Annotated in this window: 30 protein-coding genes; 12 read left to right on the forward strand and 18 right to left on the reverse strand. The window is 62.1% G+C overall.

The features are described 5' to 3' along the window. Positions 1 to 81: 81 nt before the first annotated feature. Positions 82 to 312 (reverse strand): metallothionein, encoded by a 231-nt coding sequence (locus JOE27_RS04025; RefSeq protein WP_046786207.1) that lies wholly within the window; start codon positions 310 to 312, stop codon positions 82 to 84. A gap of 2 nt (positions 313 to 314) precedes the next feature. Next, complete coding sequence (locus tag JOE27_RS04030; RefSeq protein ID WP_115274791.1) at positions 315 to 767, reverse strand: phosphotransferase system, HPr-related protein; 453 nt, start codon at positions 765 to 767, stop codon at positions 315 to 317. A 153-nt stretch (positions 768 to 920) separates the two neighbouring features. Between JOE27_RS04030 and ligD the strand changes: the two genes are divergently transcribed. From ligD to JOE27_RS04055, 5 genes are read left to right on the forward strand one after another with little or no spacing between them, the layout of a single operon-like run. Continuing rightward, positions 921 to 3,416: a DNA ligase D gene (gene ligD / locus JOE27_RS04035; protein WP_204920613.1), complete on the forward strand. Its 2,496-nt coding sequence runs from the start codon at positions 921 to 923 to the stop codon at positions 3,414 to 3,416. Beyond that, positions 3,413 to 4,456, forward strand: coding sequence for an acyl-CoA dehydrogenase family protein (locus JOE27_RS04040; RefSeq protein ID WP_115274790.1), 1,044 nt, complete (start codon positions 3,413 to 3,415; stop codon positions 4,454 to 4,456). Before ligD ends, JOE27_RS04040 begins: the two co-directional genes overlap by 4 nt. Beyond that, entirely contained in the window at positions 4,453 to 5,208 is a 756-nt protein-coding gene (locus JOE27_RS04045; RefSeq protein WP_115274789.1) for a PIG-L family deacetylase, read from the forward strand. Before JOE27_RS04040 ends, JOE27_RS04045 begins: the two co-directional genes overlap by 4 nt. Positions 5,209 to 5,218: 10 nt before the next feature. Then, on the forward strand, positions 5,219 to 5,818 hold the full coding sequence (locus JOE27_RS04050; RefSeq protein WP_125924140.1) for a class I SAM-dependent methyltransferase: 600 nt from the start codon (positions 5,219 to 5,221) through the stop codon (positions 5,816 to 5,818). Then, positions 5,815 to 6,480 carry a glycosyltransferase gene (locus JOE27_RS04055; protein ID WP_204917974.1) on the forward strand — a complete coding sequence of 222 codons (666 nt, stop codon included), beginning with the start codon at positions 5,815 to 5,817 and terminating at the stop codon, positions 6,478 to 6,480. The genes JOE27_RS04050 and JOE27_RS04055 overlap by 4 nt, the downstream gene beginning before the upstream one ends. Before the next feature lie 100 nt (positions 6,481 to 6,580). Here JOE27_RS04055 and JOE27_RS04060 read toward each other — a convergent pair whose 3' ends face one another. The 10 genes from JOE27_RS04060 to JOE27_RS04105 form a co-directional block, all read right to left on the reverse strand. Continuing rightward, positions 6,581 to 7,420 carry a Ku protein gene (locus JOE27_RS04060; RefSeq protein WP_204917976.1) on the reverse strand — a complete coding sequence of 280 codons (840 nt, stop codon included), beginning with the start codon at positions 7,418 to 7,420 and terminating at the stop codon, positions 6,581 to 6,583. Positions 7,421 to 7,430: 10 nt separating this feature from the next. Then, positions 7,431 to 7,568 carry a PSPA7_2676 family Cys-rich small protein gene (locus tag JOE27_RS04065; RefSeq protein WP_168216574.1) on the reverse strand — a complete coding sequence of 46 codons (138 nt, stop codon included), beginning with the start codon at positions 7,566 to 7,568 and terminating at the stop codon, positions 7,431 to 7,433. A gap of 122 nt (positions 7,569 to 7,690) precedes the next feature. Beyond that, a complete protein-coding gene (locus JOE27_RS04070) occupies positions 7,691 to 8,281 on the reverse strand; it encodes a nucleosidase (RefSeq protein WP_204917978.1) in 591 nt (196 codons plus the stop codon). Positions 8,282 to 8,380: 99 nt separating this feature from the next. Beyond that, a complete protein-coding gene (locus JOE27_RS04075) occupies positions 8,381 to 9,334 on the reverse strand; it encodes a class I SAM-dependent methyltransferase (RefSeq protein WP_204917980.1) in 954 nt (317 codons plus the stop codon). After that, positions 9,334 to 10,656, reverse strand: a complete 1,323-nt coding sequence (locus tag JOE27_RS04080; RefSeq protein WP_204920614.1) for an iron-containing redox enzyme family protein — start codon at positions 10,654 to 10,656, stop codon at positions 9,334 to 9,336. Before JOE27_RS04080 ends, JOE27_RS04075 begins: the two co-directional genes overlap by 1 nt. 30 nt (positions 10,657 to 10,686) lie before the next feature. Then, positions 10,687 to 10,884 carry a hypothetical protein gene (locus JOE27_RS04085; RefSeq protein ID WP_115274784.1) on the reverse strand — a complete coding sequence of 66 codons (198 nt, stop codon included), beginning with the start codon at positions 10,882 to 10,884 and terminating at the stop codon, positions 10,687 to 10,689. Positions 10,885 to 10,949: 65 nt separating this feature from the next. After that, positions 10,950 to 11,168 carry a KGG domain-containing protein gene (locus JOE27_RS04090; RefSeq protein ID WP_012314511.1) on the reverse strand — a complete coding sequence of 73 codons (219 nt, stop codon included), beginning with the start codon at positions 11,166 to 11,168 and terminating at the stop codon, positions 10,950 to 10,952. 110 nt (positions 11,169 to 11,278) lie between these two features. Next, entirely contained in the window at positions 11,279 to 12,598 is a 1,320-nt protein-coding gene (locus JOE27_RS04095) for an MFS transporter (protein ID WP_174141190.1), read from the reverse strand. A 4-nt stretch (positions 12,599 to 12,602) separates the two neighbouring features. Further along, on the reverse strand, positions 12,603 to 13,511 hold the full coding sequence (locus tag JOE27_RS04100; protein ID WP_046786196.1) for an aldo/keto reductase: 909 nt from the start codon (positions 13,509 to 13,511) through the stop codon (positions 12,603 to 12,605). A gap of 89 nt (positions 13,512 to 13,600) precedes the next feature. Further along, positions 13,601 to 14,482: a Dyp-type peroxidase gene (locus tag JOE27_RS04105; protein ID WP_204917982.1), complete on the reverse strand. Its 882-nt coding sequence runs from the start codon at positions 14,480 to 14,482 to the stop codon at positions 13,601 to 13,603. Positions 14,483 to 14,674: 192 nt separating this feature from the next. Between JOE27_RS04105 and JOE27_RS04110 the strand changes: the two genes are divergently transcribed. Further along, positions 14,675 to 15,562 (forward strand): bile acid:sodium symporter family protein, encoded by an 888-nt coding sequence (locus JOE27_RS04110; protein WP_119687035.1) that lies wholly within the window; start codon positions 14,675 to 14,677, stop codon positions 15,560 to 15,562. Positions 15,563 to 15,567: 5 nt separating this feature from the next. Here the strand turns inward: JOE27_RS04110 and JOE27_RS04115 are convergent, their stop codons facing one another. After that, a complete protein-coding gene (locus tag JOE27_RS04115; protein WP_119687036.1) occupies positions 15,568 to 16,035 on the reverse strand; it encodes a sterol desaturase family protein in 468 nt (155 codons plus the stop codon). 406 nt (positions 16,036 to 16,441) lie between these two features. Between JOE27_RS04115 and JOE27_RS04120 the strand changes: the two genes are divergently transcribed. Beyond that, entirely contained in the window at positions 16,442 to 17,155 is a 714-nt protein-coding gene (locus tag JOE27_RS04120) for an MgtC/SapB family protein (protein WP_204917984.1), read from the forward strand. A gap of 12 nt (positions 17,156 to 17,167) precedes the next feature. On the opposite strand, the gene JOE27_RS04125 is transcribed toward JOE27_RS04120, so the two are convergent. From JOE27_RS04125 to JOE27_RS04135, 3 genes are read right to left on the reverse strand one after another with little or no spacing between them, the layout of a single operon-like run. Further along, positions 17,168 to 18,736 carry a sensor domain-containing diguanylate cyclase gene (locus tag JOE27_RS04125; RefSeq protein WP_046786191.1) on the reverse strand — a complete coding sequence of 523 codons (1,569 nt, stop codon included), beginning with the start codon at positions 18,734 to 18,736 and terminating at the stop codon, positions 17,168 to 17,170. A 42-nt stretch (positions 18,737 to 18,778) separates the two neighbouring features. Beyond that, the gene (xth, locus tag JOE27_RS04130; protein WP_115274778.1) at positions 18,779 to 19,573 is read right to left on the reverse strand and encodes an exodeoxyribonuclease III; all 795 of its coding nucleotides are present in this window, start codon (positions 19,571 to 19,573) and stop codon (positions 18,779 to 18,781) included. Beyond that, a complete protein-coding gene (locus tag JOE27_RS04135; RefSeq protein ID WP_115274777.1) occupies positions 19,570 to 19,812 on the reverse strand; it encodes a hypothetical protein in 243 nt (80 codons plus the stop codon). Before JOE27_RS04135 ends, xth begins: the two co-directional genes overlap by 4 nt. A gap of 183 nt (positions 19,813 to 19,995) precedes the next feature. Between JOE27_RS04135 and JOE27_RS04140 the strand changes: the two genes are divergently transcribed. Both JOE27_RS04140 and JOE27_RS04145 read left to right on the forward strand, forming a co-directional pair. Continuing rightward, entirely contained in the window at positions 19,996 to 20,496 is a 501-nt protein-coding gene (locus JOE27_RS04140; protein WP_115274776.1) for a DUF4142 domain-containing protein, read from the forward strand. 13 nt (positions 20,497 to 20,509) lie between these two features. After that, positions 20,510 to 20,761, forward strand: coding sequence for a hypothetical protein (locus JOE27_RS04145; protein ID WP_046786187.1), 252 nt, complete (start codon positions 20,510 to 20,512; stop codon positions 20,759 to 20,761). A gap of 78 nt (positions 20,762 to 20,839) precedes the next feature. On the opposite strand, the gene JOE27_RS04150 is transcribed toward JOE27_RS04145, so the two are convergent. Beyond that, positions 20,840 to 21,820, reverse strand: a complete 981-nt coding sequence (locus JOE27_RS04150) for a DNA-binding protein (RefSeq protein ID WP_115274775.1) — start codon at positions 21,818 to 21,820, stop codon at positions 20,840 to 20,842. Between the two features lie 279 nt (positions 21,821 to 22,099). Between JOE27_RS04150 and JOE27_RS04155 the strand changes: the two genes are divergently transcribed. The 3 genes from JOE27_RS04155 to JOE27_RS04165 all read left to right on the forward strand — a co-directional run bounded on the left by JOE27_RS04155 (position 22,100) and on the right by JOE27_RS04165 (position 24,715). Continuing rightward, the gene (locus JOE27_RS04155; protein WP_046786185.1) at positions 22,100 to 22,714 is read left to right on the forward strand and encodes a PAS domain-containing protein; all 615 of its coding nucleotides are present in this window, start codon (positions 22,100 to 22,102) and stop codon (positions 22,712 to 22,714) included. A gap of 61 nt (positions 22,715 to 22,775) precedes the next feature. After that, positions 22,776 to 23,768 carry a threonine/serine dehydratase gene (locus JOE27_RS04160; protein WP_239539291.1) on the forward strand — a complete coding sequence of 331 codons (993 nt, stop codon included), beginning with the start codon at positions 22,776 to 22,778 and terminating at the stop codon, positions 23,766 to 23,768. Further along, the gene (locus tag JOE27_RS04165) at positions 23,765 to 24,715 is read left to right on the forward strand and encodes an ornithine cyclodeaminase family protein (protein ID WP_204917987.1); all 951 of its coding nucleotides are present in this window, start codon (positions 23,765 to 23,767) and stop codon (positions 24,713 to 24,715) included. Before JOE27_RS04160 ends, JOE27_RS04165 begins: the two co-directional genes overlap by 4 nt. Positions 24,716 to 24,738: 23 nt before the next feature. On the opposite strand, the gene JOE27_RS04170 is transcribed toward JOE27_RS04165, so the two are convergent. Next, positions 24,739 to 26,487 (reverse strand): BCCT family transporter, encoded by a 1,749-nt coding sequence (locus JOE27_RS04170; protein ID WP_115274773.1) that lies wholly within the window; start codon positions 26,485 to 26,487, stop codon positions 24,739 to 24,741. Positions 26,488 to 26,489: the final 2 nt, after the last annotated feature.

Below are 26,489 nucleotides of genomic sequence, written 5' to 3' on the forward strand. Positions count from 1 at the left end.
CCCAGGCCTGCCGCGCCCCGGGAGCCGGCATTGCCAGCTCCCGGGGCGCGTGCTGCAGCAGATATAAAGCTGTTCAAAGGGTCAGGGGGAAATCGGGTCGCTGGCCGGGAAGGTTTCATCCAGGGCATTGTCGACCTTGTTTTCATCGGGCTGAGCCGCTTCACCGCACTTGCAATCAGTCATGCGGCACGGCTCACCATTGCGGTGCCCTGATGCACAAGCCTCACAGCAATAGGCTTTGTCATTCTGCATGCGGGCATTCTCGTCCACCGTGCAAGAACAGTTCGCACACGCACATCGTCGCTCATTCATGGTCATTTCCTCGGCTCGTTATCAACCACTTCATCAGTCCAGGGTTCACCGTCCAGCGGAGCGGACCGTGCCAGCTCAGCTTCGTCCAGGCCAATGCCACCACCGATCTCCTGCTCATCGACCTCACGCAGGCTCTCGTCCGCTGGGCCGTCGTCATCGCCCGGTTCGTAAGGGTCGCGCGCGCCAGTTTCATCCAGCAGGGTGCCGGGGCTCAGGTCATCGTCGGTGACGTTGTCTTCCTGCACGCTGTCCGTCAGTGTCTCACCGCCGGTCATGCCGCCTTCTGCGACGCGCCGCGCAGGGAACTCCTTCGCTACTTCAGCCGCCGGGCGTTCATCCCCTATGCGCCCCTCGGGGCGGTCGTTGAAGTCCAGCTCGTGCACGCTGCCCATGCGGTCCTCGGTGTCATCGATTTCGCTGGGGGTATAGGGCTGGCGATCATCGGGTCGGCTCATTTGGGCTCTCCATCAGGGGTGTGTCCGGTCGACTGTGAGTGGGCCTGGAAAATTCAGAGTTTTTTTACCCCCAGCATGCAATCGATTTTTTTGAACTACCGCCCGGCCTGCTGCCTCCCAAATGAGAGACCGAGCCCCCGGGAGCCTTAGATGATGGCCAAGCCCCTGCAGGAATATGAGCGCAAGCGCGACTTCAATGCCACACCCGAGCCCAGTGGCAAGCGCGGCCGTGCCAAACGTAGCCATGCCCTGCAGTTCTGCATTCAGAAGCACGACGCCAGCCACCTGCATTACGACTTCCGTCTGGAACTGAACGGTACGCTGAAAAGCTGGGCCATCCCCAAAGGGCCCTCCCTGGACCCCAAGGTGCGACGCCTGGCGGTGCACGTAGAGGATCACCCGCTCGACTACGCCGATTTCGAAGGCAGTATCCCGCAGGGTCACTATGGCGCCGGCGATGTGATCGTCTGGGACCGTGGCATCTGGGAGCCAGAGGGTGACGCAAACCAGGCCTATGCCAAGGGCAAGCTGCGCTTTCGCTTGCAAGGAGAGAAGCTGAGCGGCGTGTGGAACCTGTTCCGCACCCGCCTGGCAGGCAAGAAAGAGCAGTGGATGCTGGTCAAGTCCCACGATGCTCAGGCACGCAGCGAGGCCGACTACAGCATCGTTGAAGCGCAGCCTGACAGCGTGATCAGCGATCGCACGCTGGTGCCACGAAGCAGTGCCAGCGCCAAACCTGTGCAACCGCCCAAGCGCAAGCGGGCCGGCGCGGGCAAGAAAGCGACCTTGCCCGAGCAACTGCAACCGCAGCTTGCGACCCTGGTCGATTCACCCCCCGCTGGCGACTGGCGCTATGAAGTCAAGTTCGACGGTTATCGCGTGCTCGCTCGTATTGAAGGCGACGACGTGCGGCTGTTCACCCGCAACGGCCATGACTGGAGCCACAAAATGCCAAGGCAAGTGGCTGCGCTTCGCGCTTTAGGCCTGGACAGCGCCTGGCTTGATGGCGAGATGGTCGTCAACGGCGAGAATGGGGTGGCCGACTTCCAGGCGTTACAGAATGCCTTCGACACCGCCCACGACGAGCGGATCGTCTATTACCTGTTTGACCTTCTTTTCCTGGGTGGCCAGGACCTGCGCGAGCGGCCCCTGGAAGACCGGCGCAAAGCATTGGGTGAACTGCTTGAGCATGACCAGTCCGAGGTTCTGGAGTTTTCTGCCGACTTCGAGCAACCGGTGGAGTCGCTGCTCGACAGCGCCTGCCGCCTGCAGCTCGAAGGGTTGATCGGCAAGCGCGCCGGTAGTCCCTATACGGGCCGGCGCAGCGCGGACTGGATCAAGCTCAAGTGCAAACAGCGCCAGGAGTTCGTCATCGTCGGGTTCACCGACCCCAAGGGGAGCCGCAGCGGCTTCGGTGCCCTGTTGCTCGCCCTGCATGACCCGGACAGCGGTGAGCTCCGTTATGCCGGCAAGGTCGGGACCGGCTTCAGCGCCACCACACTCGACAGTATCCATGCGCGCCTCAAACCCCTGGAAATCGGCAAACCCGCCCTGCCCCGGCCTCCCACCGGGGCTGAAGCCCGAGGAGTTCATTGGCTCAAGCCGAAACTGATGGCAGAAGTTGCGTATGCGCAAATGACCCGGGACGGCGTGGTTCGCCATTCGGTCTTCCATGGGCTGCGCGACGATAAACCTGCCAGCGCCATCGACCTGGAGCGTGCCATGCCTGCCAAGACCGTGCCCAAAGCCAAGCGTGCCAAAGCGACAGAAGACCTGGGCGACCTGCGCCTGACGCATCCGGAGCGCATCATCGACGCCAGCATTGGCGCCACCAAGCGCCAGATTGCCGAATACTACGCAGGCGTCAGTCAGTGGATCCTGCCGCAACTCAAGGACCGCCCGGTGGCGCTGGTACGGGCGCCGGAGGGCCTCGATGGCGAGCTGTTCTTCCAGAAGAACGCCGGCCAGTTGCATATCGCCAATGTGCTCAGTTACGACAAGGCCGAAGCCGGTCAGGCGGCGATGGTCATCAATCGCCCTGACACGTTGCTCGGTGCCGTGCAGATGAACATGCTCGAGCTGCACACCTGGAATGCCACCGACAAGGACTTCGACAAGCCCGACCGTTTTGTGCTCGACCTTGACCCGGACCCGGCACTGCCCTGGAAGGCCATGCTCGAAGCCACTCAGCTCGCCCTCACGCTGCTCGACGAACTGGGCCTCAAAGTGTTCCTCAAGACCAGCGGCGGCAAAGGCATGCACCTGGTGGTGCCATTGACCCGCCGTGCGGGGTGGGACGAGGTGAAAGACTTCAGCCATGCCGTAGTCAATTACCTGGCCAAGCTGTTCCCCGACCGGCTCAGCGCGGTGTCCGGGCCAAAGAACCGGGTTGGGCGGATCTTCATCGATTACCTGCGCAACGGTAAAGGTGCGACCACTGCCTGCGCTTACTCCCTGCGTGCCCGGGAAGGCCTGCCGGTGTCGGTGCCGGTCTGGCGCGAAGAACTCGGCCAGCTCAAGGGCGCCAACCAGTGGCACATCGGCAACCTGCACGAACGCCTGGCCGAGGTCGATGACCCGTGGGCGGACATGGGCAAAACCCGACAGTCGATCACAGCGCGCATGCGCAAACAGATGGGGATGACATGAGTATCATTCAGGATTTTGACCTGAACACCCTCGACAGCCTGCTGCGTACGTTCAGCGAGCGCGCGCAGCCTTTGAGCTTGGACACCAAGCTTTCGCAACTGATGCAGGCGCTGTTGGCGGACCATCTCGACCTGCTCCCGCTGCCGGGCCAAGGGCATACCTTGCAGCGTTGGCAGACCTTGGCGCGCATTGCCGGCTGCGACCTGGCACTGGCCAAGGTGTACGAAGGCCATACCGACGCGCTGGCGATTCTGGCTGAATGCGGCGCTGCTCACCTGGTGGGGGATGCTGTATGGGGCGTGTGGGCCGCAGAGCCCCCTGAAGCGCGGGCGCGGATCATTGCCCGTGACGGCGATAAGGTGCGCCTTGCCGGTAGCAAGGCCTGGTGCTCAGGTGCCTTGCAGATCGACCGTGCGCTGATCACCGCCTGGGCTGAAGATGACCAGCCGCAACTGGTGGCGATCGAACTGGCCCACCCCACCCAGGGGTTGCAGGTCGATCACTGGCAAGCAGTGGGTATGGCCACGACCGCCAGCATTGAAATCACCTTTGAGGGTTCGCCTGGGATCGCCGTAGGCCAGCCAGGGCAGTACCTTTCACGCCCCGGTTTCTGGCACGGCGGTGCGGGGATCGCTGCCTGCTGGTACGGCGCCGCAGAGGCGCTGGCCGATTATTTGCGTGAACGTTGCCGCAAACCACGCCCCGATCCTCATGCCCAGGCACACCTTGGGGCAGTGGATGCGGCGTTGTACGGTGCCCGTGCAGCACTGCGTGAATGTGCTGCGTGGATAGATCGCCAGCCCAGCGCCGACGCCAGCTTCGAGGTACGCCGCGTGCGTGCCCAGGTAGAGCACGCTGTAGAGCAGGTGATCCACCATGTGGGGCGTGCGTTGGGTGCAACGCCGTTCTGCCGCAGCAGCCATTTTGCACGGCTAAGCGCCGACCTCCCGGTCTTTCTGCGCCAGAGCCATGCCGAACGCGACCTGGCCGCACTCGGCCAACAGCTGGCCCAGGTGCCGGCAGGAGCCTGGCAACTATGAGCGAGAACCTGATCGAGGCCAGTGAAGGCAGGCCATGGGCTGCGTGGCAGCAGTCCGCACACTTGGCGCGGGCGACTTGGATCACCCCGGACCAATTGCTACCCGCAGGTCGACGCCTGGTACTGCTGGCACCGCACCCCGATGACGAGATTCTCATGGCCGGTGGACTGTTGGCAGGGCTGCACGGCCGCGAGCAGGACGTGCTGCTGATCTCCGCCACCGACGGTGAAGGGAGCCACCCTGATTCCGCGACCTGGACCGAACACCGCCTGCGCCGCCAACGGCCACTTGAAAGCCGGCACGCCCTGCAACAGCTGGACCTGGACCTCAACCGGCTGGACTGGCGGCGCCTGCACCTCAAAGACGGTGCGCTGCCACGAGACGAAGCGTTTCTGGTTAATCACCTTAACCAACTGCTCGAGCCGGATGACGTGCTGATGACGACCTGGCGCGGCGACGGCCACTGCGACCACGAAGCGCTTGGCCGGGCGGCAGCGCAAGCCGCCCTGGCGCGCCAGGTGCAATTGGTGGAAGTGCCCGTGTGGGCCTGGCATTGGGCTCAGCCTGACGACCCGCGCCTGCCCTGGTCGCGGGCGCATCGCATTGCGCTGGATGAAACACGGGTTGCGCGCAAGCGTCTGGCCTTGGCGGCGTATCACAGCCAGCTGGAGCCCGACCAGGGGCGTGCGCCGGTACTGCCCGCCCACCTGCTGGATTGCCTGCTGCAACCCTTCGAACTGGTGTTCCTGTAAAGGAGTTGTCATGAGCCCCGATGCGCAATATTTCGCCGACCTGTATGCCAACAATGACGACCCCTGGGCGTTTCGCACCCGTTGGTACGAGCGCCGCAAGCGCGACCTGCTGATGGCCAGCCTGCCACGCCAGTGCTACCAGCGGGTGTTCGAACCCGCCTGCGCCAATGGCGAGCTGAGCGCCGCGTTGGCGGAGCGCTGTGCCGAGTTGCTGTGCCATGACCTTGACCCTAAGGCAGTGGCACTGGCTCGCCAGCGCCTGGCGGGGTTGCCCAATGCTACCGTCGTCGCTGGGCGCTTGCCGGCGGACTGGCCTGGTGGCAGCTTCGACCTGATCGTGCTCAGTGAAGTGGGTTACTACCTAAACGCTACCGACTGGTTGCAGGTGATCGAGCAGTCGGTAGCGAGCCTGACCTATGACGGCGGGCTGTTGGCCTGCCACTGGCGCCATCCGATTGCTGGGTGCCCACAGGATGGACGTGAAGTGCATCAGTTGTTGGCCAAGCACGTGCCGTTATACCCGGTGTTTCGCCATGAAGAGGCGGATTTCCTGTTGGAATACTGGTCATGCCAGCCCAGCGTGGTCGACCTGGACGAGACATGCCCATGATTGCTGTCGTCATTCCCGCCCATAACGAAGCGCGTCGCCTGGGCCGCTGCCTCAAGGCCATGGCAGCCGCGGTGGCCTTGGCCAGGCAGGCAGGCCATCAGGTCGAGGTACTGGTGGTGCTGGACCGTTGTCGTGATGCCAGTGCCGCTGTGGCCAAGCGTTTCGGTGTGCGCACGCTGGCAGTGGAGGCTGGCAGTGTCGGCATGGCCCGCCGCCTAGGCGCGGCGCTGATGCTGGACCGTGGCGCCCGCTGGCTGGCCTGTACCGATGCCGATAGCCAGGTGCCCTCGCACTGGCTGCTTTGGCAACTGGCCTGCACTGCCGAGGTGGTCTGTGGCACGGTGCATATCGAGCACTGGCAGCCTTGGCAACGCGCGGCGATGCGCAAGCTGTACCGCAGCGGGTACCAGGCATGCGAAGGCCATCGGCATATTCATGGTGCCAACCTGGGTGTCTGTGCCCGCGCTTATGAGCGTGTGGGGGGCTTTCAACCGCTGCCGGCGCATGAGGACGTGCAGCTGGTACGCGACCTGGAGGCTAGCGGCGCACAGATCGTATGGACAGCCAAGCACAGTGTGGCAACCAGCAGTCGACGCGACAGCCGGGCTCGGGAAGGGTTTGGGGATTTTCTGGCGGGTCTGCAGGTTCGTCTGGACGGGTGATGGCATGGTGTATCAGTGTTATCGAGATCGAGCGCCGCGCCGGCGGCGCTCGATCTCAACGACGCCACAATATTCTAGGCAAGCGCCCCGCCCCCTACAGTCATGAAGCCTTACGCGTACGCTTGCCAGGCTTCTTCTCGGCAGGCGCTTTCTTCGCAGCCTTGCCGCCCAGGCTGCGCTTGAGCAGTTCGGTGAGGTCGATGATATCGGCGCTTTTTTCGGCTTCGCCCTTGTCCACCACGCTGATCTTGCCTTTGCTGGCCTTTTCTTCCACCAGGTCCATGATGGTCTGGCGGAACGCGTCATGGTACTCATCCGGAGCCCACGAGCCGCTCATGTCTTCGACCAGCCGCTTGGCCATGTCCAGTTCGCGCTTGTCGAGCTTGGTGTCGGTCACGCTTTTGTCCAGCTCCAGCGTCTCCAGCCCGCGCACCTCTTCCGGCCAGCGCAAGGTGATCATCACCAACGCGTCGTCCAGCGGCCGCAACAATGCCAGGTGCTGGCGTGTATGCAGCACCACCGTGGCCAACGCCACCTTGCCAGTGCTCTCCAGTGTTTCACGCAGCAACGCATAAACTTTGCCGCCGCGACGATCCGGGCTCAGGTAATACGGTGTATCGAAGTGCTGCAAGGGGATCTCGCTGGCAGCGACGAACGAGAAGATATCGATGGTCTGGGTCGCTTCGGGCCGGGCCTTGCGGATCTCTTCCTCGCTGATCACCACATAACGACCTTTCTCATGCTCCACACCTTTGACGATGTTGTCCTTGTCGATTTCCTTGCCGGTCACCTTGTTGATCCGTTTATAACCCACCGGCTCCATGCTGCGTTTGTCCAGCCAGTCGAAATCCACACGCTCGGTGCGCACTGCCGTGTTGAGCGAGACCGGGATATGCACCAGGCCGAAACTGATCGCGCCTTTCCAGATTGCCCTGGCCATGGCGTGCCTCCTATGGTTGCAGGGAATGGCCCGGCTGGCAGTAGCGCAAGGCGCCACAGCGTTCGCAAAGCTGGCATTGCAGCCCGGGCACTTCGGTTTGGGTCATGGCGCGCCAGTGGCAGCCACGCAGCAGACAGACAAAGGTCATCAGCCACCTCCTTGGCCCGGAAATATCGGGCGCTTACCTGAAATGACTGCACGGCGCGCTGAAGGTTTAGCCCAAATGCCCTACGGCTGTCGAAACTACAGTGGCTTGATCGTCATGGCTGATCAGGGTTCGATGGCGAAAAGCACGCGCTTGAACGCCTCGGCGGCCAGATGTACCTGCACAGACCAGTCCAGGGCCGCATCGCTGCCGGCATCATCGGAAATGTATTTCAGGCAAACGAACGGAATACCTTCATTACGGGCGATCAGCGCCAGAACGTACGCTTCCATGTCGACGATGTCGTATGGAGCATCGCCGTGGCTGACCTCAAAGCTGTCGCCGCTGCCGCAGATGCCCAGCGGCAGCCCATCTATCGGCTGGCCATGCTCGAGCAACACCGGAATATCCGACAGCGGCGTCTCATAGCGGGCGAAGCCCAGCGCAGTGACATCCATGTCGCGTTGCACGAAGCGCGTGCAGCACACCACCTCACCCTTGCCGTATCGCTGGCTGCCCGCCGAGCCGAGGTTGACGATCAGTTTGGGCCGCTGCCGCTCAACCGCCTTGGTCAGGGCGATGGCAGCATTGACCTTGCCGATGCCGGTGAAAACGGTATTGACGTCGGCGAATACCGTGCCGGCTTCCGCCTCGAGGGCGAATACGAACAGGGTGTCGGCCAACGTAATGTCGGGGAATTGCTGGGTCAGCATCATGGCGCAGGGCGTTCCAAATGGCTTGCAAAGGGCGCTGCCATTGTCGGTGAACGCTAACTGATTGCAAGCCCCACCGTGGTGGCAAGTTGCAATAGCGCGTCATGCACTGCGGTTGACAGTCAGCGCCACTGCGGCAATACGCTCGACTTGTTCATAACCTGGCTGCAGCAATTGTTCACCGAATACGTCCGGGTCGACCTCGCGGTACACCCAGGCCCATTCAGGCCCCGCCAGGCGCAGGCGAATGGCCTCGAGCAATGGATCACGACCTTCGACAATCGCCACGCCGGTGTACAGCAGCAGTGACCCGCCTGGGCTCAGACGCTCGCACGCCTGTTCGATGATGCGCAACGACAGATCGGCGCCCAGAGTATCGCCACCGTGGCGATACGTGCGCTGGCCATGATCGAGCATGTAGGGTGGGTTGGCCACGATGAGGTCGAAATTGCCACTGACCCCGGCAAGCAAGTCACTGTGCGCAATGGACACATTGCTCACCCCCGCCAGCGCAGCATTGATCGCGGTATAGCGCAGTGCCAGAGGGTTGATGTCCACGGCGCTGACCTGGGCATGTTGCGCCGCGCGGGCGATCAGCAAGGCACCGACGCCGCTGCCGCAACCAATGTCCACAGCGTGTTCGACCCGTACCGGGCTGCGTTGTAGATGGTCATGGATGACCTGGGCAAAGCGATAGCTGTCGGGGCCGAAGAACACCGCATCAGCAGCCTCGGTCGGGTAGGCGGAATGCACCAGCAGCAAATCGTCGAGGCTGGACCAGCGTACCTGGCTGCGCAGCAGTGCGCCGTCCTCGTACAGCACCTGCGCGGTGCTGAGCTGTTCCAGTTCGTCGGCGCTGATCAATGACGCCGGGAACGGGCGGCTCCAGCCGAATACGTCGCGCAGGTTGCCGGCCCGCTCTGCACCCTGGCGGGCGTTGTTGCATGCATGGGTGGCGGGCGTCACGCAGGTGAACTGGTAACCGTCAGCACGCAGGCGCCGGCCAAGTTGCAGCAAGGCTTCATCGGCCTGGGTTCGTTGCGGGTTGAGTATCATCAGTGCGGCCCCTCCTCGCCAAGACCTGTGGCATGCAGATACGCCCTAGTGGCGGACAAACCCTGCGGCAAGGCGTGCTGATTGCCCGCCATGCGCTCGATCAACGTTTCGATATCAACGCTTTCATGGCTTTCTTCAATACGCGGTTGCTGGTGCAGGGCAGCTTCCCAGCTGCCTGGCGGCACGCGACGCACTGCGCCCTGCCAGTCGCCGGCGATCCAGTCGTGCCACAGCTGCTTCTCGTAGGCATTGAAGACGCCGAACATGGGGGCGCCAGGCCCATCGATCAGCGACCACCAGCGGCTGTCGGCCGGATTCTGCCCGCGCTTGATCCAGCCCTGGGCCACAAGCGCCTGCAAAAATGCCGGTAGCGCAGCGGGTTCGGACAGCCATTGGTTGACCGTGCGCTGCTGCAATCGGCAGCGGTCAGCGTGCATGAACTGCCCGAACACGCGCTTGCGCTCCAAGGCAGCCAGCAATTGGGCCTCAAGGTCGAAGCCGCCGATTAGCGTGGGCGTGTCAATGCCAAGATCATTGAGGCGGTAGCCATGCCTGACCCGACGGTAGAACACCTCGGCGTCCTGCGCCGGGCACATTTGCTGCACCGCCTGGATGGCCTTGCTGGCATGGCCGCTGGCAGCATTGTCGATCGTCACGTGAAGCTGGAAATAATGACCGTCGATGCCGAGCTCGGCCAGCTCGTGGGTGGTGATCAGCAGGTGTAACGGTGGCTGCTCGTAACCCAGGTTGTAACCAATGACCTCAGGCAGAAACCACTCCGCGCAGCTGCCCAGCGCCAGTTGTACTGCCCCTTGCAGGTAGCGCTCATCATCCAGAGGCATGCAATCCAAACAACCCAGCCTGCCCAGCAACCTCTGGTAGATAAGCACGTGGTTGCAATGCGGATCGCCGTCGCCCAGTTCCTCGAGGTAGGTCCGGATCAGGCCGTGGTAGCGAGGGTCTTGCCAGCGGCGCAGGGCACCGTGAAGCCAGGCACCATCAACGACTTTGGTCGGCGCTACCTGTTGCAGGAACCACAAGGCGTGGGCGCGGTTGGCAAAATAACGGCGAGGCGCGCCTTGACGGCGCTGGGCCAGATAGGCGGCGTGCTCGGCGGCAACCTGTGCGGCGTGTCGTGCACTCCAGTCCTGTAGTTGACCAGGCGTGTCCGGCAGGTCATCGGCCATGGCGTTCGCCTTCGCGAACTGCTCGGCGAGCCACTGGCGCGCAGTGGTGTAGTCGCCGGACAACATCGCGTGGTAGCGGCTGCTCAATGGCCGATGCGCAGTCGGCGCCGGCGTCCTGGATGGGTTGTTGCGCATCAGAACCGTCATGCCTTGCTCCTCTCTTGACTATTGGCTCTGGCCTTCCCGTGGCATGGGCTCAGGGTCAGGTGCAGGCTGTGGCGCAGGCTTTTCGTCGGGTTGCTGCATTTGCAGCGAAGGTTTGCTCTGGTCTGCATCCTTGGCCGGATGCTCGGCGTCACGATCGAAACAACCGCCGAGCAGCGTCAGGCTGCTCAACAGAACGATGATGGCTGTAGTGCGCATGGGACGTCCTCTTTACCCGCTTAGTAATCGCGGTGCCGGAGGACCCGGCACCGCGTTCTCGTCACTTACGAGCGGCCGCCTTTCTGGCCCGACTCGCGGTCCTTGTGCATATCGGCATCCTTGCGGCCCGACTCACGGTCTTGAGCCATGCCGCCGCCAGAGGACTGCCCGCCCTTGCGGCCAGCTTCGGAAGCTTTTTGCCGGTCGTTGGCGAAGTTGCCGGGGTTCTTGGTGCCACCCTGGCCGCCCTGGCTGCCGGTGCGGCTGTTATCTTTGTTAGCCATGGTCTGAAACCTCATATGACTGCTGGATGCACGGCAAGCGCCGTACATAGGTTCGGAGTTCGGTGATATCGAGGGATTCGTTTTATCGCCAGGCGTTCGGACCGGCGGCGTTAAATAACCGGAGGCGATGTATTTTGTGCGCTAGCCGATTGCGTGACGCGGCTATCCAGCAGCCGCTGCCGGCGCCCCAGCCAACCACCCGTCAGGGCCCAGCCCAGAGCGATCGCGGCCCCTAGCAACATCGCCAGTTGCGGATGGTCACCCAGCACATCCAGGGCTCTTTTGACCCACCCGCTCAAGGCATCGCCGCCACGGTAAACCACGGTATCGATGAAGTTCTTGGCTTTGTATTTGTCTTCGGCGGGCAATACGGTGAACAACATTTCCCGACCCGGCCGCACCAAGGCATATTCGCCTGCGCGGCGCACTACCATCACCACCACGAACACCGCAAATACCGGGGCCAGGGCCAGCCAGACGAAGCCTGCTGCCATCACCAGCGGCACTGCCACCAGCAACACCCCTACCCCCATGCGTTTGGCCAGCCGACCGGTGATGAACACCTGGGTGAGGATGGCCAGGGCCTGAACGACCGTATCGATCAGGCCAAATACCTGAGTCTGACGAGTACGGTCGGTGAACGTTTCGCTGACGATGCGCGCCTGCTCGAAATACAGAAAGGTGCTGACACTGGCCAACAGCACCACGAACAGGGCAATACCCAAAAGGTACGGCGAACGCATTACAGCGGTTGCGCCCGCGAACGGGTTACCCCCCAGTGGCCGCGACGCTGGCTGCTCGCTCAGCGCAGGCATTGGGTGGCAATCACGCCAGCGCTGCAGGTACGCGGCAGCGGCAATGCTGCCCAGTAAAAACATGGCGGCCAGCGAAACCAGCCCGGCGTGCCCCAGCGGGGAGACCAGCAGCGTACCCAGTAACGGCCCGCTCAAGCCGCCCAAGCTGGCCCCGGCTGCCAGCAGCCCGAACAAGCGCTTGCCTTGCTCGGTTGAGAACAGGTCGGTCAGGACGCTCCAGGCCAGTGAGATGGTCAGTAGGTTGAACACCGACAACCAGATGTAAAACGCCCGCGCATTCCACAAGTCGTCTGGTTTGCTGGCAAACAGCAGTGCAAACAGCAGCAGGTTGCTGGCAAAAAAACCATAGGTCCAAGGCAGGATATGCCGCCGGCGCACCTTGGAGGCCAGCCAGCCGAACAGCGGCAGGCAGCTCAGCGTAGCGATGAAGGTGCCGGTGAACAGCCATTGCAGGTTGTCCACGCCCCCTGCCACGCCCATGGTCTCGCGCACCGGGCGCAGCATGAAGTAACCGGTGAACAGCAGGTAGAACAACGCCAGACCGCCGGCCACAGCCGGCCCCTCGCCGGGCTGGATGTTCAACCCTTGGTCCAGCCCCTTGCGCCAGCTGGCCATGGTGTCAGGCGAACTGCTCGATCAGCGCTTTCTGCTGCGCCTGGGTGAACAAAGGCTCGTGGCCGGCCTTCAGCTGATCGAGTTGGCGGTCAGGACGGCCGGTTGCCGGGATGACCGTTGTAACAGCCGGATGGCTGAAGGCGAACTTGAGGAACACTTGGGCCCAACTGCTGACTCCCGCTTCTGCGGCCCAGGCAGGCAGTGGTTTGTCCTTGACCTTGGCGAACAGACGGCCGTCATCGAATGCGCGGTTGATCAGCACCGCCACGCCCTTGTCCTGGCACAACGGCAACAACTCACTTGCCGCTTGCGGCGCGTTGACCGAATAGTTGATCTGGATGAAGTCCAGCGGTTCGCTGCGCACCAGGCGGGCGACTTCGTCATGACCGCTGTTCAGGTAATGGGTAATGCCTATGTAGCGGGTCTTGCCCTGCTGCTTGAGTTCGCGGGCATAGGGCAACTGTGTCTTCCAGTCTCGCAGGTTGTGGATCTGCAGCAGGTCGACCTTGTCAGTGCGTAGGCTTTTCAGGGTACCCGCCCATTGTGCCTCGGCGTCGGCCCGGCTGTCGGCCGCGATTTTGGTGGCGATGAAGCACTGCTGGTGCCAGCCCCCCTCCTCCAGCAATTGGCCAAGAATACGGTCTGCCCCGCCATAGTTGGGCGAGGTGTCGATGACTTTGCCGCCGCCCTCGAAAAACGCCTTCAGTACGGCCTTCAGCTGCTGGTAATCGGCCGAGCCGGCCTCGACTTCGAAACTGCCGGAGGTACCTGCGCCAATGACCGGCAAGGCCTCGCCTGTGGACGGCACCTTGCGGGTCAGCAAGCCAGTGCTGGGCGCAGCCCGCAACCAAGGGCTGCTGGCCAACAGCCCCAAAGCCGCGCTGGCGCGTAGGACATCGCGACGTGCATACATGGCAAAGCTCCCGTCATAAGTCGGAAACTTTCAAGGCTAGTCGCCCTACCCCCCGATTGCAGGTGATTCTGTTTCTGGATGTTTAGTGTTCAGGCCTTCAGCAGAAGGCTCAGGTCCAGGCCGACGTCGGTCATCGGTGGGCACCAGTAGTAACCACCCGTCAGCGGCCGGCTGAAGCGGTACAGGCCATCGATAATGCCGTCTTCCAGCCCGCTCATACGCCGCAGTTGCACTTCGAAGGCATCGAAGCTTCGACCCAAAGCGACAAACGCCAGGCCTGCGCCACGGTGGTCGGCCCAGGACACGGAGCGACGCACCATGAATGCCTCAGGTGCGAAGCTTTCCTGGGCAGTGCGCTTGACGTGGGCTGAGGCTGGCGCATCGTCGAGCTCTTCGTTATCGCTCAGGCGGCGGCCCATGATGTTGTCCTGGTCTGCCTGGGGCAGCGACTTGAAGTACCCCAGGTCATGCTTCCACAACTGGAAAGCAGCAAAACTGGAGCCTGCCAGGCCCGGCTGCTCGCCCGCGACTACCGCCGCGTCGACGGCATCCTGATCAACCGGGTTTTCAGTACCGTCCTCGTAACCAGTCAGGTCATGGCCGCCACGGTGCAGGAAGCCGTCGATGCTGTCGGTCAGGCGCAGTGCCGGTGCCAAGGCCTGCTCCAACGCCTGGGCCTGCAGCAGCAGGTCACCACGCTCGTTGCCACGCAGCCACAGCCACAAGGCATGCTGGGTGCTCGGGTTTTCCACCGCTGCATCCAACTGAGGGAATGCGCGCAGGCCAGGCACTTCACGGCCCAAGGCCTTTGCCAGAGGCGCGCCTACCCCCACGATCAGGCGCTGGCCATCCACATGGGGCAGCAGCGCATCCAGGGCTGCTGGCAGTGCCTCGGGCGATTGTAGCGTGAAGAACAGGTGGCGGGCTTGGGCCGGCACCGGGGTGGCAAGCAGACCTTGCTGGAACGGCATGACAGGCGAATCCTCGGTAAAAGCGCGAATGCTACTGCGCGCAGCGGCCCGTCGCAACGCGCGATGCAGTCACTTTGCCAGCTGGCATCGTGACGCTGCCGTAACAAAAGGTTACCAAGTGGTGGCTCATTGCAATTAGCGATCGTTCAGGCCGAGCCTAGACTGGCTTGATCCCTTGCCCGAGTAGCCGCCATGACCGCCTCGCCCTTGCTTACCGCCTTCCTGCCTTTGGCCCTGGGCATCATCATGCTTGGCCTGGGTTTGTCGCTCACATTGGCCGACTTCGCTCGCGTGGTGAAGTACCCAAAGCCGGTGGTCATCGGCCTGGCCTGCCAGATTCTTCTACTGCCGCTGGTGTGTTTCCTGATCGCCAACGGTCTTGGGCTGGAAGCGGCCCTGGCGGTCGGCCTGATGCTGCTGGCCGCGTCCCCGGGCGGCACCACCGCCAACCTGTTCAGCCACCTGGCCCATGGTGACGTGGCCTTGAATATTACCCTCACCGCGGTCAACTCCCTGATCGCCATCCTGACCATGCCGTTGCTGGTCAACCTGTCGCTGATGTGGTTCATGGCGTCAGACCAGGCCATCCCGCTGCAATTTGCCAAGGTCATGCAGGTGTTCGCCATCGTCCTGCTGCCGGTTGCCCTGGGCATGATGATCCGCCGCTGGGCGCCAGGCTTTGCCTCACGCATGGAAAAGCCCATGAAACTGGTGGCGGCGCTGTTTCTGGCATTCACCATTGTGCTGGCCCTGGCCAAGGATTGGCAGACCGTGGTTGCGTACGCCCCCGTGGTTGGCCTGGCCGCACTTCTGTTCAACGTGATCAGCCTGGCCGTCGGCTACTGGGTGCCGCGCCTGTTGAGCATTCCCAAGCGCCAGGCCATTGCCATCGGCATGGAGATCGGTATCCACAATGGCACACTGGCGATCGCCGTCGCCTTGAGCCCATCGCTGCTGAACAACGCCACCATGGCGGTGCCAGCGGCGCTCTATAGTCTGATCATGTTTTTCACGGCGGCGGGGTTTGGCTGGTGGGTCAGCCGTGGGCATGGCGCAGTGCAGGGCGAAACTGTGAATTGACGCCTTCAGCGGCGATTGCGCCGGGCCTGTAACTGGCGTTTGAGCACCTTGAGGGGAGGTGCGTAGAAAAAGCCGAACGACACGCTGCCCGTGCGCCCCTTGACCGCATGGTGCAGGCGATGGGCACGATGCAGGTGCTTGAGGTAGCGGTTGATCGGCCGCGGCTTGCGCGGCCAATGCCGATGGAAGAACCCGTCGTGGGCCAGCACGTACAATATTCCGTAACTCGCCACACCGCCGCCCACCCACTGCAACGGTGCGTGCCCGGCCTTGCCCAGGGCCACCAGTACCGCAGCAATGATGCCCAGGGCCAGCAGATAGAGGTCGTTGGTTTCCAGCATGCCCAGCTGGGGCTCATGGTGCGAACGGTGCAGCCACCAGCCCCAGCCATGCATGATGTACTTGTGTGCCAGCGTGCCGACACCTTCCATGGCCACCAGAGTGCCGATCAGCACAACAAAATTGAGCAGCATGTAACGGTCCGAGGGATGACAAAGAGTGGCGCAAGGGTAACGAGTACCGGTGTTTTTTACCATGCGGCCGTGACTTGCTGTAGGGCATTTCCTTATGAAGCCATTGTCATGTTTTCGCCCTTGACCCTGTACAAGCTGCGGCGTATGGTCCACCCGCAATTTCGCATCCCTGAACAGGAGTCCTGCATTGGACAGTAGCCCCAGTCGCTTGCGACAGGCCCACACGGCGAGCTAGTCCGGCAGTTTCCTGCCACTGTCTCGCTATTGGCCAGACGGTGGATTTCTCAGCCCCTGCGGCTTGAGCCCTCCTCGTTCCTCCTCTTGTGGTCCTGCGCATTTCTGGTTTTTAAGCCGCGCCATTTTCGATGGCGTCAGAGCGGGCATGTGCCCGCGCAAGAGGTTCGCTATGGATTGGAAAGTATTTCTGCTGCGTGTCAGCATCGCCCTGCTGCTCGGCGCCCTGATCGGTGCCGAGCGCCAATTGCGCCAGCGCCTGACCGGGCTGCGCACCAATGCGCTGGTCAGCACTGGCGCCTGCCTGTTCGTGCTGATGACCCAGGCAGTACCGGGTATGGCCCCCACCGATGCCTCAAGGGTTGCCGCCTATGTGGTATCGGGGATCGGCTTTCTGGGGGGCGGGGTGATCATGCGCGACGGTTTCACGGTGCGCGGCCTGAACACTGCAGCCACACTGTGGTGCACGGCGGCTGTTGGTGTGCTGTGCAGCCTTGGCCTGCTGCTGGAGGCCACGCTGGGTAGCCTGGTGGTGCTGTGTGCCAACATACTGCTGCGCGATATCGCCCAACGCCTGGACCGCCAGGGCGTGGTGCCGGCCAGCGAGGCCGAACAACGCTTCGAGGTGCGCGTGGTTTGCCGTGCCGAAGATGAAATACAGGTACGCAGCCTGATGCTGCACAGCCTGGCCGACCCGCAGCTGCGCCTGCAGTCGCTGCACAGCGAAGACTTGCCCAACCCCGCGTGCCTGGAAGTACGTGCAGAGTTGCTCGGTAACCCACAGGCACCGGCACAACTGGAGCGCCTGGTCAGCCGGGTAAGCCTGGAAAAAGGCGTCAGTTCGGTACGCTGGCAGCTACAGGCACAAGTCATGGCCACCGATTGAGCGCGTCCTGGCTTAGTTACCGGCACTCATCGCCATGCCACCGGCAACGGCATAGCCATCGCGCCCTTGGCGCTTGGCCTGGTACAACGCCCCGTCAGCCGCAGACATCAGGCTTTCGGGGCTGCTTGCGTCCACTGCCGGATGCCCCACAGCAATCCCGGCACTGGCAGATACACGGCCTAGCGGGCTGCCGGCATGCTCGATCATCAGGCGGCGCAACAGTTGCAGAATTTCTGCGACCACTTGTTCGGCGCCCTGTACGTCAGTGTCAGGAAGTAAAACCGTGAACTCCTCGCCACCGTACCGCACCGCCAGATCCGCCGGGCGCTTCAACACCTGCTGCAGCAATTCGGCAAAGCGGCGCAAGCATTGATCTCCCGCAGGGTGGCCATAGCGGTCGTTGTACAGCTTGAAGAAATCAAGATCGACCATCACCAGCGCCACCGCATGCCCCAGTCGCCGGGCCCGGCGGATTTCCGCATCCAGCACCGCATCCAGCCTGCGGCGGTTGCCCAGCCCGGTCAGGCTGTCGGTCAGGGCCAGCGACCTGAGGGTCTGGTGGGCCTGGTGCAACGCCCTTTCGATAGCGATCCGCTCACGCAACTGGCGCAATACCACCCAGCCGAAGCCACTCAATCCAACCAGCAAAAGCAGCAGGATCGCGGCTGACTTGATGACATCGTGCCGCCAGGGCGCAATGATCGACTCACGCGACAAGCCCGCCTCTACCACCAATGGATATCGCGCCAGGGCGCGATAGGCGTACAGGCGGGGCGTACCATCAACGACCGCCACCGCTTCAACCAGCCCTTCGCTCGCATGAGGCAGGTGATGTCGGAAGACTTCGCTGTTTGCCAGGCTGTGGCCGACTACGTGTTCCACGAACGGCCGGCGTACCAGGATGGTGCCGTCTCGCTTGGCCAGCACCAGGGCGCCTCGCTCGTCGATCTTGAAATCACCGTAATAGCGCACGAACCAGTCCACCTTGATGGTGCCAAGCAACACCCCGGCAAAGCTGCCATCGCGATTCTCCAGCCTGCGCGAGATTGGAATGATCAGGTCACCGGTGGAGCGGCTGCGTACCACCGAACCGATACGCACCTCACGGTCAGTGTGGGCCTGGTGGTAAGCGAAGTAGTCACGGTCGGCATTGTTGGCCTTTGCCGGGATGGAAGCCTGGTCGGTGACGATCCAGCTGCCATCGGGCCCGTACACGAACAAACCGTGCAGTTGCGGCATGATCGTTTTCTGTTGTGCCAACAGGGCGTGCAAGCGTGTGCGATCGAGATGATCGAAACCATCGCCTTCAAGGCGCTCCGCCAGCACAGCGGTAATCGCGTCCACTTGGCGAATGGCATCTTCGGCGTGCTGCGCCGTAGCCCTGGCCAGGTTGCTGACCATGTTTTCGGCATTGGTGAAAGCTTGCCTGTAGTCGCGCCAGATCCGCCACCCTTCGATAGACACGAAGGTCAGCAGCACAACCGCCATGAACGACAGCACCAGGCGAAACAGCGCCACGGCGCGCCCTTCACCGGTTACGGTGAATAGCCCGTCTTCGTCGTGCTTACCGGCCGCACCCATGGAAGTCCTTGCCCTCAAGCGTTTGCCGCCTGTCACTATAGATCACTGCTGCTTTCGCGTACCCAGTTCGATCCATGCCGGTGCATGGTCGCTGGGCTTGGGCTCGTTGCGCACCCACGCGTCTACGCCGCCGGCCTTGAGGTGCGAAGCGATGTCCGGGCTGAGCAACAGGTGGTCGATACGCAATCCGGCATTGCGTGCCCAGTGATTACGGAAGTAGTCCCAAAAGGTGTAGATGCGCTCATCGGGATACAGCTGGCGAATGGCATCGGTCCAGCCCTGCTCGAGCAAGGCCTGGTAGCAGTTGCGGGACTCGGGTTGAAGCAAAGCATCCTTGAGCCAGGATTTGGGGTTGTAGATGTCGAAGTCAGTCGGCACGACATTGAAATCACCGGCCAGCACAGTAGGATGGCCACGGCCCAGCAAGTCGCGCGCATGCGCTACCAGGCATTCGAACCAGCGCAGTTTGTACTCGAATTTCGGCCCCGGTTGCGGGTTGCCATTAGGCAGGTACAGGCAACCTACCAGCACGCCTTGTACCGCGGCTTCCAGATAGCGGCTCTGGCTGTCACCTTCCATGCCTGGCAGGCCGCGCCGGACTTCCAGCGGCTGGCAGCCGCGCGCCAGGATGGCCACCCCGTTCCACGAGGGCTGCCCCATGTACAGGCAGCCATAGCCTGCCGCTTCGATGGCCTCACGGGGAAACTTCGTGTCGGCTGCCTTGAGCTCCTGAAGGCAGGCGACATCGGGCTTTTCCCGCTCCAACCAGGCGAGCAGCGCCGGCAGCCGGCTGCCGATGCCGTTGATGTTGAACGTGGCGATGCGCAATGGCTTCATGTGCCAGGGTCATCCACATGGCTTTGTACCGCCTCCTGCAGCGCCCCCACATGGGCCTCGTCTGCCAGAGCCTTGAGGGCCAGCCAGTCATCCCAGTCGATGGCCCCGTCATCGCGCAGCGCTTGGGCGGTGCGCAGCAGTTCGTGATGATAGGCATCCGGGGACTCGCGGCGGTAGCTGCCATCGTCATATTGCGCGTACCAGGCCTCAAGTTCGGGAATGCTGCGTTCGATGCTCATGCCCTGCTCCTTCGCGGCAACCTTTGAATGTGTGAGCGCAACTGCTGCGCATCGTTCAACCTCGGGGTCGCGGTGGCCACCTTGCCTGACAAAAAGGCCTGAAAAAAATTAAACCTATACCCACGCCCCAGGCTCAACCGTACGCGACACTGAGGTCGCGCCACCGATAGCAAGGAGTGAAACATGAGCAATCTGTTCATAAAACGCGCAGGTTTGTCGCTGGTGCTGGGCATGGCATCGCTGCAGGCACTGGCGGCTTCCTCCGATGACTTCGTCGATGCAGCCACAGAGGCTGGTATCGCCGAGGTGGTCACCGGCAATCTGGCCCTGGAAAAGAGCCAGAACGCCGACATCAAGACCTTCGCCCAGCATATGGTCACCGATCACACCAAAGCCAACCAGCAACTCGGCGACATCGCCCGCAAGCTGGACATCAGCGTGCCCGATGAAGCGGCGCTGACCGACAAGGTCAAGAAGATGATCCTCGAATGGCGCGAGGAGTCGTTCGACAAGTCCTATGTCAACAACCAGGTCGATGCCCACGAAAAAACCGTGGAGCTGTTCAAGAAGGAAGCCGCATCGTCTGACAAGCCGGAACTGAAGGCTTTCGCCAGTGAAACCCTGCCAACGCTCGAGAAGCACCTGGAACAGGCCAAAGCGCTCCAGGCCAAGCATGGCAAGTGATCGGAGGACACACATGACTAACGATACTTTGCGTAGCGAAATACTGACGCGTCTGCTGCACGCCCACCCACAGGGCTTGGGCAAGGAAGTGCTGGACAATTACCGCGGTGAAAATGCCGTTGCCGATGCACTCAAGACGCTGCAGGAACATGGCCTGATCCACGATGGCAGCGTAACGGTCGACAGTAACCAGCAGTTCAGCGTCAGCTATCCGATCAAGCTTTCTGCTGCGGGTGTCGAGGCTGCCAAGCGGGTGGAAGGCTAACCAACTCTAGCGCCCCATCTTTCGATCCTTTGAGCGTGCGTTGCGGGAGCCGGCTTGCCGAAACCCGCAACGCTTCTTTTAGCGTGTGGTTTGACCCTCCCGAAGCACCTTCAGCGCTTCATCGCGCCTGAGCAGTTCCTCTTCCAGAAACTGCAATTGCCTGCCCTGCTCTGCACAAAGCGCACGTTTGTCTTCCAGGCTTTGGCCCTGCGCCTGCAATTGCCTGCGCATTTCGTCACTGGCCCCCTGCGCTTGCGCCAGGATCGTGCGCAAGCCCTGGATCTGCGTATCACGCTGCTCCAGCAATTCGTCCAGCGCCTTGCGCTCGCTGCTGGCCTGGCGGTGCTCGCCAAGCAATCGTTCGTTGTCCCGATGCAGGCGCGTCAGTTCATCCTGCTTGACGATCATGCCTTGTTGAAGCTGGCGCAGTTCGAGCTGCAACTGTTGCACCTGTGCCTCATGGCGACGCAGGTCCTGGTCGCGCTGCTCGCGGCTGGCGCTTCGGTAATGCTCCAGAGCATCCCTTGCATGCTGATGTTTTTCTTCCAGCGAGCGCACCTGTTCGTCCTTGTCGGCCAAACGCAGCTGCAGTTCACCCAGCGACTGGTTCAGGCTGGCGCCACGCAATTGCTCGGCTTGCAGCGTGCTCTGGGTGGCACTGAGCCGCTCCGACTCGGCGGCCAGCGCTGCGGCCTGGATCTGTTGTTGCTGATGCGCTGCGGCCAACGCCTGCTGAGCCAGTTGCAGCTGGCTCTGGAGCTGCTCCTGTTGCTCTTTGAAGGTCGCTTCAATTTGTTCGATACGCGCATCGGCCTCTTCCTGAAGCTGCTCTGCCAGCTGCGCGACCAGCTTGGCCAGTGTATCGCTCAGTGCCGGCGCGCCTTGAAGCGCCGCAGGCTTTTGGCCTTCCAGCTCTTTCAGGTAACGATGAATGGTGGTTTTCGAGCCCGTATTGCCCAGTTCGATACGTACAGCATCGATGCTGGGGTACTCGCCCCGGGCTATCAGCACTTGCCTTGCCTGCTGCACTACCGCCTTGTTTATGCCGCCCCGGGCCATGATTGCTCCTACTATTTCGTATCATGGTACGTACCATGTATTTACGTATGAATTTTGTCTTTTTTAAGACGCTGACTCAAGGTATTTCTAAGGCGTAATAATCACGGCTTATCGCATGAGAGGGTGTGCAAAGCGGGTTTTGGATGGGCTGGCGCTGGACTGGCAGTACGAAAGGTGCTGAAAAGTGATTCCTGAAGGTGCCTTGAAGTTGGATAGCGCTTGAGTCCACCATGGACAAAACGGCTATCTGCCAAATCAAGTACCCACGCCCGGCTCAAGATGAACATCGAGAACTACAAGGCAATCGCCGACAGCATCGCGCTGCTGCTCTTCCCCCACGCCGAAGTGATCGTCCACGAGGTACAAAGTCAGACGGTCGTGCACATCGCCAATAATTTTTCCAAACGCAAGATTGGCGATGACTCGGCACTGGACCTGGAGCTGGGCGATTTTCGCAACGCCGCCAAGCTCGGCCCTTACGAAAAGCTCAACTGGAACGGCCAAAAGATCCGCTCCATTACCACGGTGCTTTACAACCAGAACGGTGAAGCCGAACACCTGCTTTGCATCAACCTGAATTTCTCGGTACTGGAACAGGCACGCGAGGCGCTGGATGCGTTTTTCCAGATAAGCCGCCTGGTGCCGCAGCCCGATGCGCTGTTCAAGGATGACTGGCAGGAACGCATCAATACCTTCCTGCACGCCTGGCTCAAGGAGCGCAATTTGTCACTGCGTACGTTGAAGATGAAAGAAAAGCGCGCGCTGGTGGAGGCGCTGCATACCGAAGGGGCATTCGAGGGGCGCAGCGGGGCGGACTATGTCGCCAATGTGCTGAGCATGGGCCGAGCGACTGTTTACAAGTACCTCAAGGAACTGAGGGACCACCCCGCCTGAATGAATGGTCAGCGCTTGTCGCTTATGGATATTGAGTCTATTGTGGAACGCAAATCCACGAATGGACACTGCCACGATGCCTGCCGATGCCACGAACCTGTCTTCCCTCTACCAAGCTATCGCTGATGCACACCAGGCACTGCGCCCTGAGGTGAATGTCACCCCGCTCAATTTCAGCGTCGGGCTTTCGGCAATGACCGAATGCAGCGTGTATCTGAAATGCGAGCACCTGCAACACACAGGTTCGTTCAAATTCCGCGGTGCCAGTAACAAGCTTCGCCTGCTGCCAGCCGAGCAGCGCAAACTGGGCGTCATCACGGCCTCCTCCGGCAACCATGGGCAAGCGCTTGCGCTTGCTGGCAAGGTGATGGGAGTGCCAGTCACCGTTTACACCACCACTTCGGCGTCTGCCTACAAGCTGGGTGCAATTCGCGCGCTCGGCGCCGAAGTGGTAAGCCTCGACCTGGACCCTTTGGGTGTGGAACTGGAAGCGGCGCGTCAGGCTGCCCTCCAAGGCAAGCCTTTTGTATCGCCTTACAACGACCTTGAAGTGATCGCCGGCCAAGGCACCATCGGGATGGAGCTCTTTGAACAGGCACCGGACCTGGACGCAGTGTTCGTGGCGGTCGGCGGCGGCGGCATGATTTCGGGTATCGGCGCGGCACTGCGGGCTCTCAACCCGGGCATCGAGATCATTGGCTGCTGGCCGGCGAATGCCCCTACCCTGCAGCGCTCGCTCGAAGCCGGGCAAATCATCGACATGCAAGAGCAAGACACGATCTCCGACGGTACAGCCGGTGGGGTCGAGCCAGGCTGCATCACCTTCCCCCTTTGCCAGACGCTGCTGTCGCGCACCGTGCTGGTCAGCGAAGAAGAGATAAAGGCGGCGATGCGCGATGTCGCCAACCATGAGCGCTGGATCATCGAGGGTGCTGCCGGTGTGGCGGTGGCCGGCATGCAGAAGATGGCCAAGGCATACCGCGGCAAGCGCGTCGCGGTCGTCATTTGCGGTCGCAACATCGTGCTCGATAAATTCCTCGAGGCTGTTCAATGAAAGTGTTCAGCAAGCAACAGATCACCGCCCGGCTCGATATGGAGCTGGCGGTGCAATGCCTGGAGCAAGGTTTCATCGCGTTCTCCCAAGGCAAGGTCCAGGTGCCACCGGTACAGGCATTCGCTTTCCCCCAGGCCAACGGTGACTGCTGTATCAAGTCAGCGCATGTCGAGGGTAGCGCCACGTTCACGGTGAAGCTGTCGACCGGCTTTTACGACAATCCATCAAAGGGGCTGCCAAGCAACGATGGCTTGATGCTGGTGGCCTCGGCCAGTACCGGGCAACCCCTTGCCTTGTTGCAGGATGAGGGCTGGCTGACCTGCATCCGCACCGCGCTGGCCGGGCGCATCGCCGCCCGCCTGCTGGCCCCTGCAACCGTGAAAGCGATTGGTATTCTGGGCACCGGCACCCAGGCGCGCATGCAGCTGGAGCAACTGGGTGCAGTCACCCCCTGCCGCAGCGTGGTGGTGTGGGGGCGCGGTGATGCTGAACTGGCTGCCTACAAAGCCTTCGCCAACGACCTGGGTTATGAGGCGCGGGTAACGCGTAACGCCGAAGAGGTTGCACGCGCCGCCAACCTGATCGTCTGCGCAACACCTTCACGTGAGCCGCTGTTGCAGCGTGAATGGCTGCAACCTGGCACCCATATCACCGCCGTTGGCGCCGATGCGCCGGGCAAGCAGGAGCTCGACCCCGCGCTGGTTGCACGGGCCGACCTTATCATCGTCGACTCCCTCTACCAGTGCAGCCAGTACGGCGAAGTCTCCCATGCGCTGAAGGCCGGCCTGATCAAGGAGCAGCAACTGGCCGAGCTTGGTGCCCTGCTTGAGGGCCGCGCCACCGGCCGTGAGCATGACGAACAGATCACGCTGGCCGACCTGACCGGGGTCGCCGTGCAGGACGCGCAGATCTCAAGCTGCGTGTTGGCGTCCCTCACCGCGGGTTGACGTACGTAGCCGAGCCCGGTCAATCATGGCTCCGTCACCTGGGCCTTCCTGGAGGCCGGCTTGAGCGAGGATTTCTTCTCTTGCACCACGATGTAGAACTCCTCGCCGTGCTTGACTGCGCCATACAGCACCGCCTTTTCGATCAGCTCGCTGCCGCGCAGGTGGCGTAGCATCATAGGGTCCTTGCGCAGGTCACGGTACAGCGCCAGGCACAGCAGCACCATGATCACCACAAACGGCAAGGCCACGACGATGGTCAGGTTCTGCAGGCCTGTAAGCGCCTCCCCGGGGTTACCTGGGTCACCCAGCGCGAGCATGATGGCCGCGACGGTGCCGGTCAGTGCCCCCCAGAAAATCACTGTCGCACGGGACGGTTGCGTGGTGCCGTGCTCGGACAAGGTACCCATCACCAGCGATGCTGCATCGGCCCCAGAGACGAAGAAAATTGCCACCAGGATCATGACCAGCACCGAAGTGGCCCAAGCCCAGGGGTAGCTGTCGAGCAACTGATACAGGGCATGGTTGCTGTTCACTGCACCGTCGATGAGAGCGAAACTGCCTTCGCGCAGTGCATCGATGCCGGCGCCGCCGAAAACGCTGAACCACACCAGGCTGACCAGGCCTGGCACCAGCAACACGCCGCTGACGAACTGGCGGATGCTGCGCCCGCGGCTGATACGGGCGATGAACATGCCGACAAAGGGCGTCCAGGAAATCCACCAGGCCCAGTAGAACACGGTCCAGCCTGCCAGCCAGCTGTCCATCGCATCACCGCCACTGGCGCTGGTACGCGCCATCATCTCGGGCAGTAACTTGATGTAGACCCCGATCGATGTTGGCAACAGGTTGAGCATCAACAGCGTCGGCCCTACCAGGAAGACGAACAGCGCCAGTGCCAACGCCAGCACCATGTTGGTATTGGACAGCCACTGAATACCTTTGCCGATGCCGGACACGGCCGAAGCGACGAAGGCAATGGTCAGCAAGGTGATGATGGCGATGTAGAACAGCTTGCCCGGGTGATCGATCCAGCCGTTGTATTCCAGCCCACCCGCAATCTGCAGGGCGCCGAGCCCCAGCGAAGCCGCTGAACCGAACAGGGTGGCGAAGATGGCCATCATGTCGATCACCCGCCCGACAGGGCCGTTGGCATGCTTGCCGATCAAGGGCCGGAACGCGGTGGAAATCAACTGCGAGCGGCCACGGCGGAACGTGCCATAAGCGATTGCCAGGCCGACGATGGCGTACATCGCCCAAGGGTGCAGCGACCAGTGGAACAGCGTGGTCGCCATCGCCACCTGCAGTGCCTCGTCAGATTGGCCAGCGGCAGTGCCGGGCGGTGGTGAAACGTAGTGCGACAGCGGTTCGGCGACGCCGAAGAACATCAGGCCGATGCCCATGCCCGCGCTGAACATCATGGCAACCCAGGAGACCGTGCGAAATTCCGGTGCTTCGCCGTCGCGCCCCAGCGGGATTCTGCCGTAGCGGCTGGCAGCCAGCCACAGCACGAAGATGACGAACACGGTAGAGGTCAGGACGAAAAACCAGCCGAAGTTGACGATGACCCAGGATTGCGCAGAGGTAGCGCTCGCGGCGAGGCTGGCTTGGTTGACAACACCCCAGGTGATGAAGGCGATCGCCAGCAGGCTGGTGACGCCGAACACCGCCCAGTCGAGCTTGCCTTCAAGGTGGCGGTCCTGCCTGGCCTCAGCAGTCTTGGACGGGTCGGTGACGCCGAGCGGCGGTGTTTCAACGTTCTCTTGCGTTGCCATCG

The sequence above is a fragment of the Pseudomonas sp. M5 genome, from assembly GCF_016907075.1.
In the GTDB taxonomy this organism is placed as follows: Bacteria; Pseudomonadota; Gammaproteobacteria; order Pseudomonadales; family Pseudomonadaceae; genus Aquipseudomonas; species Aquipseudomonas putida_E.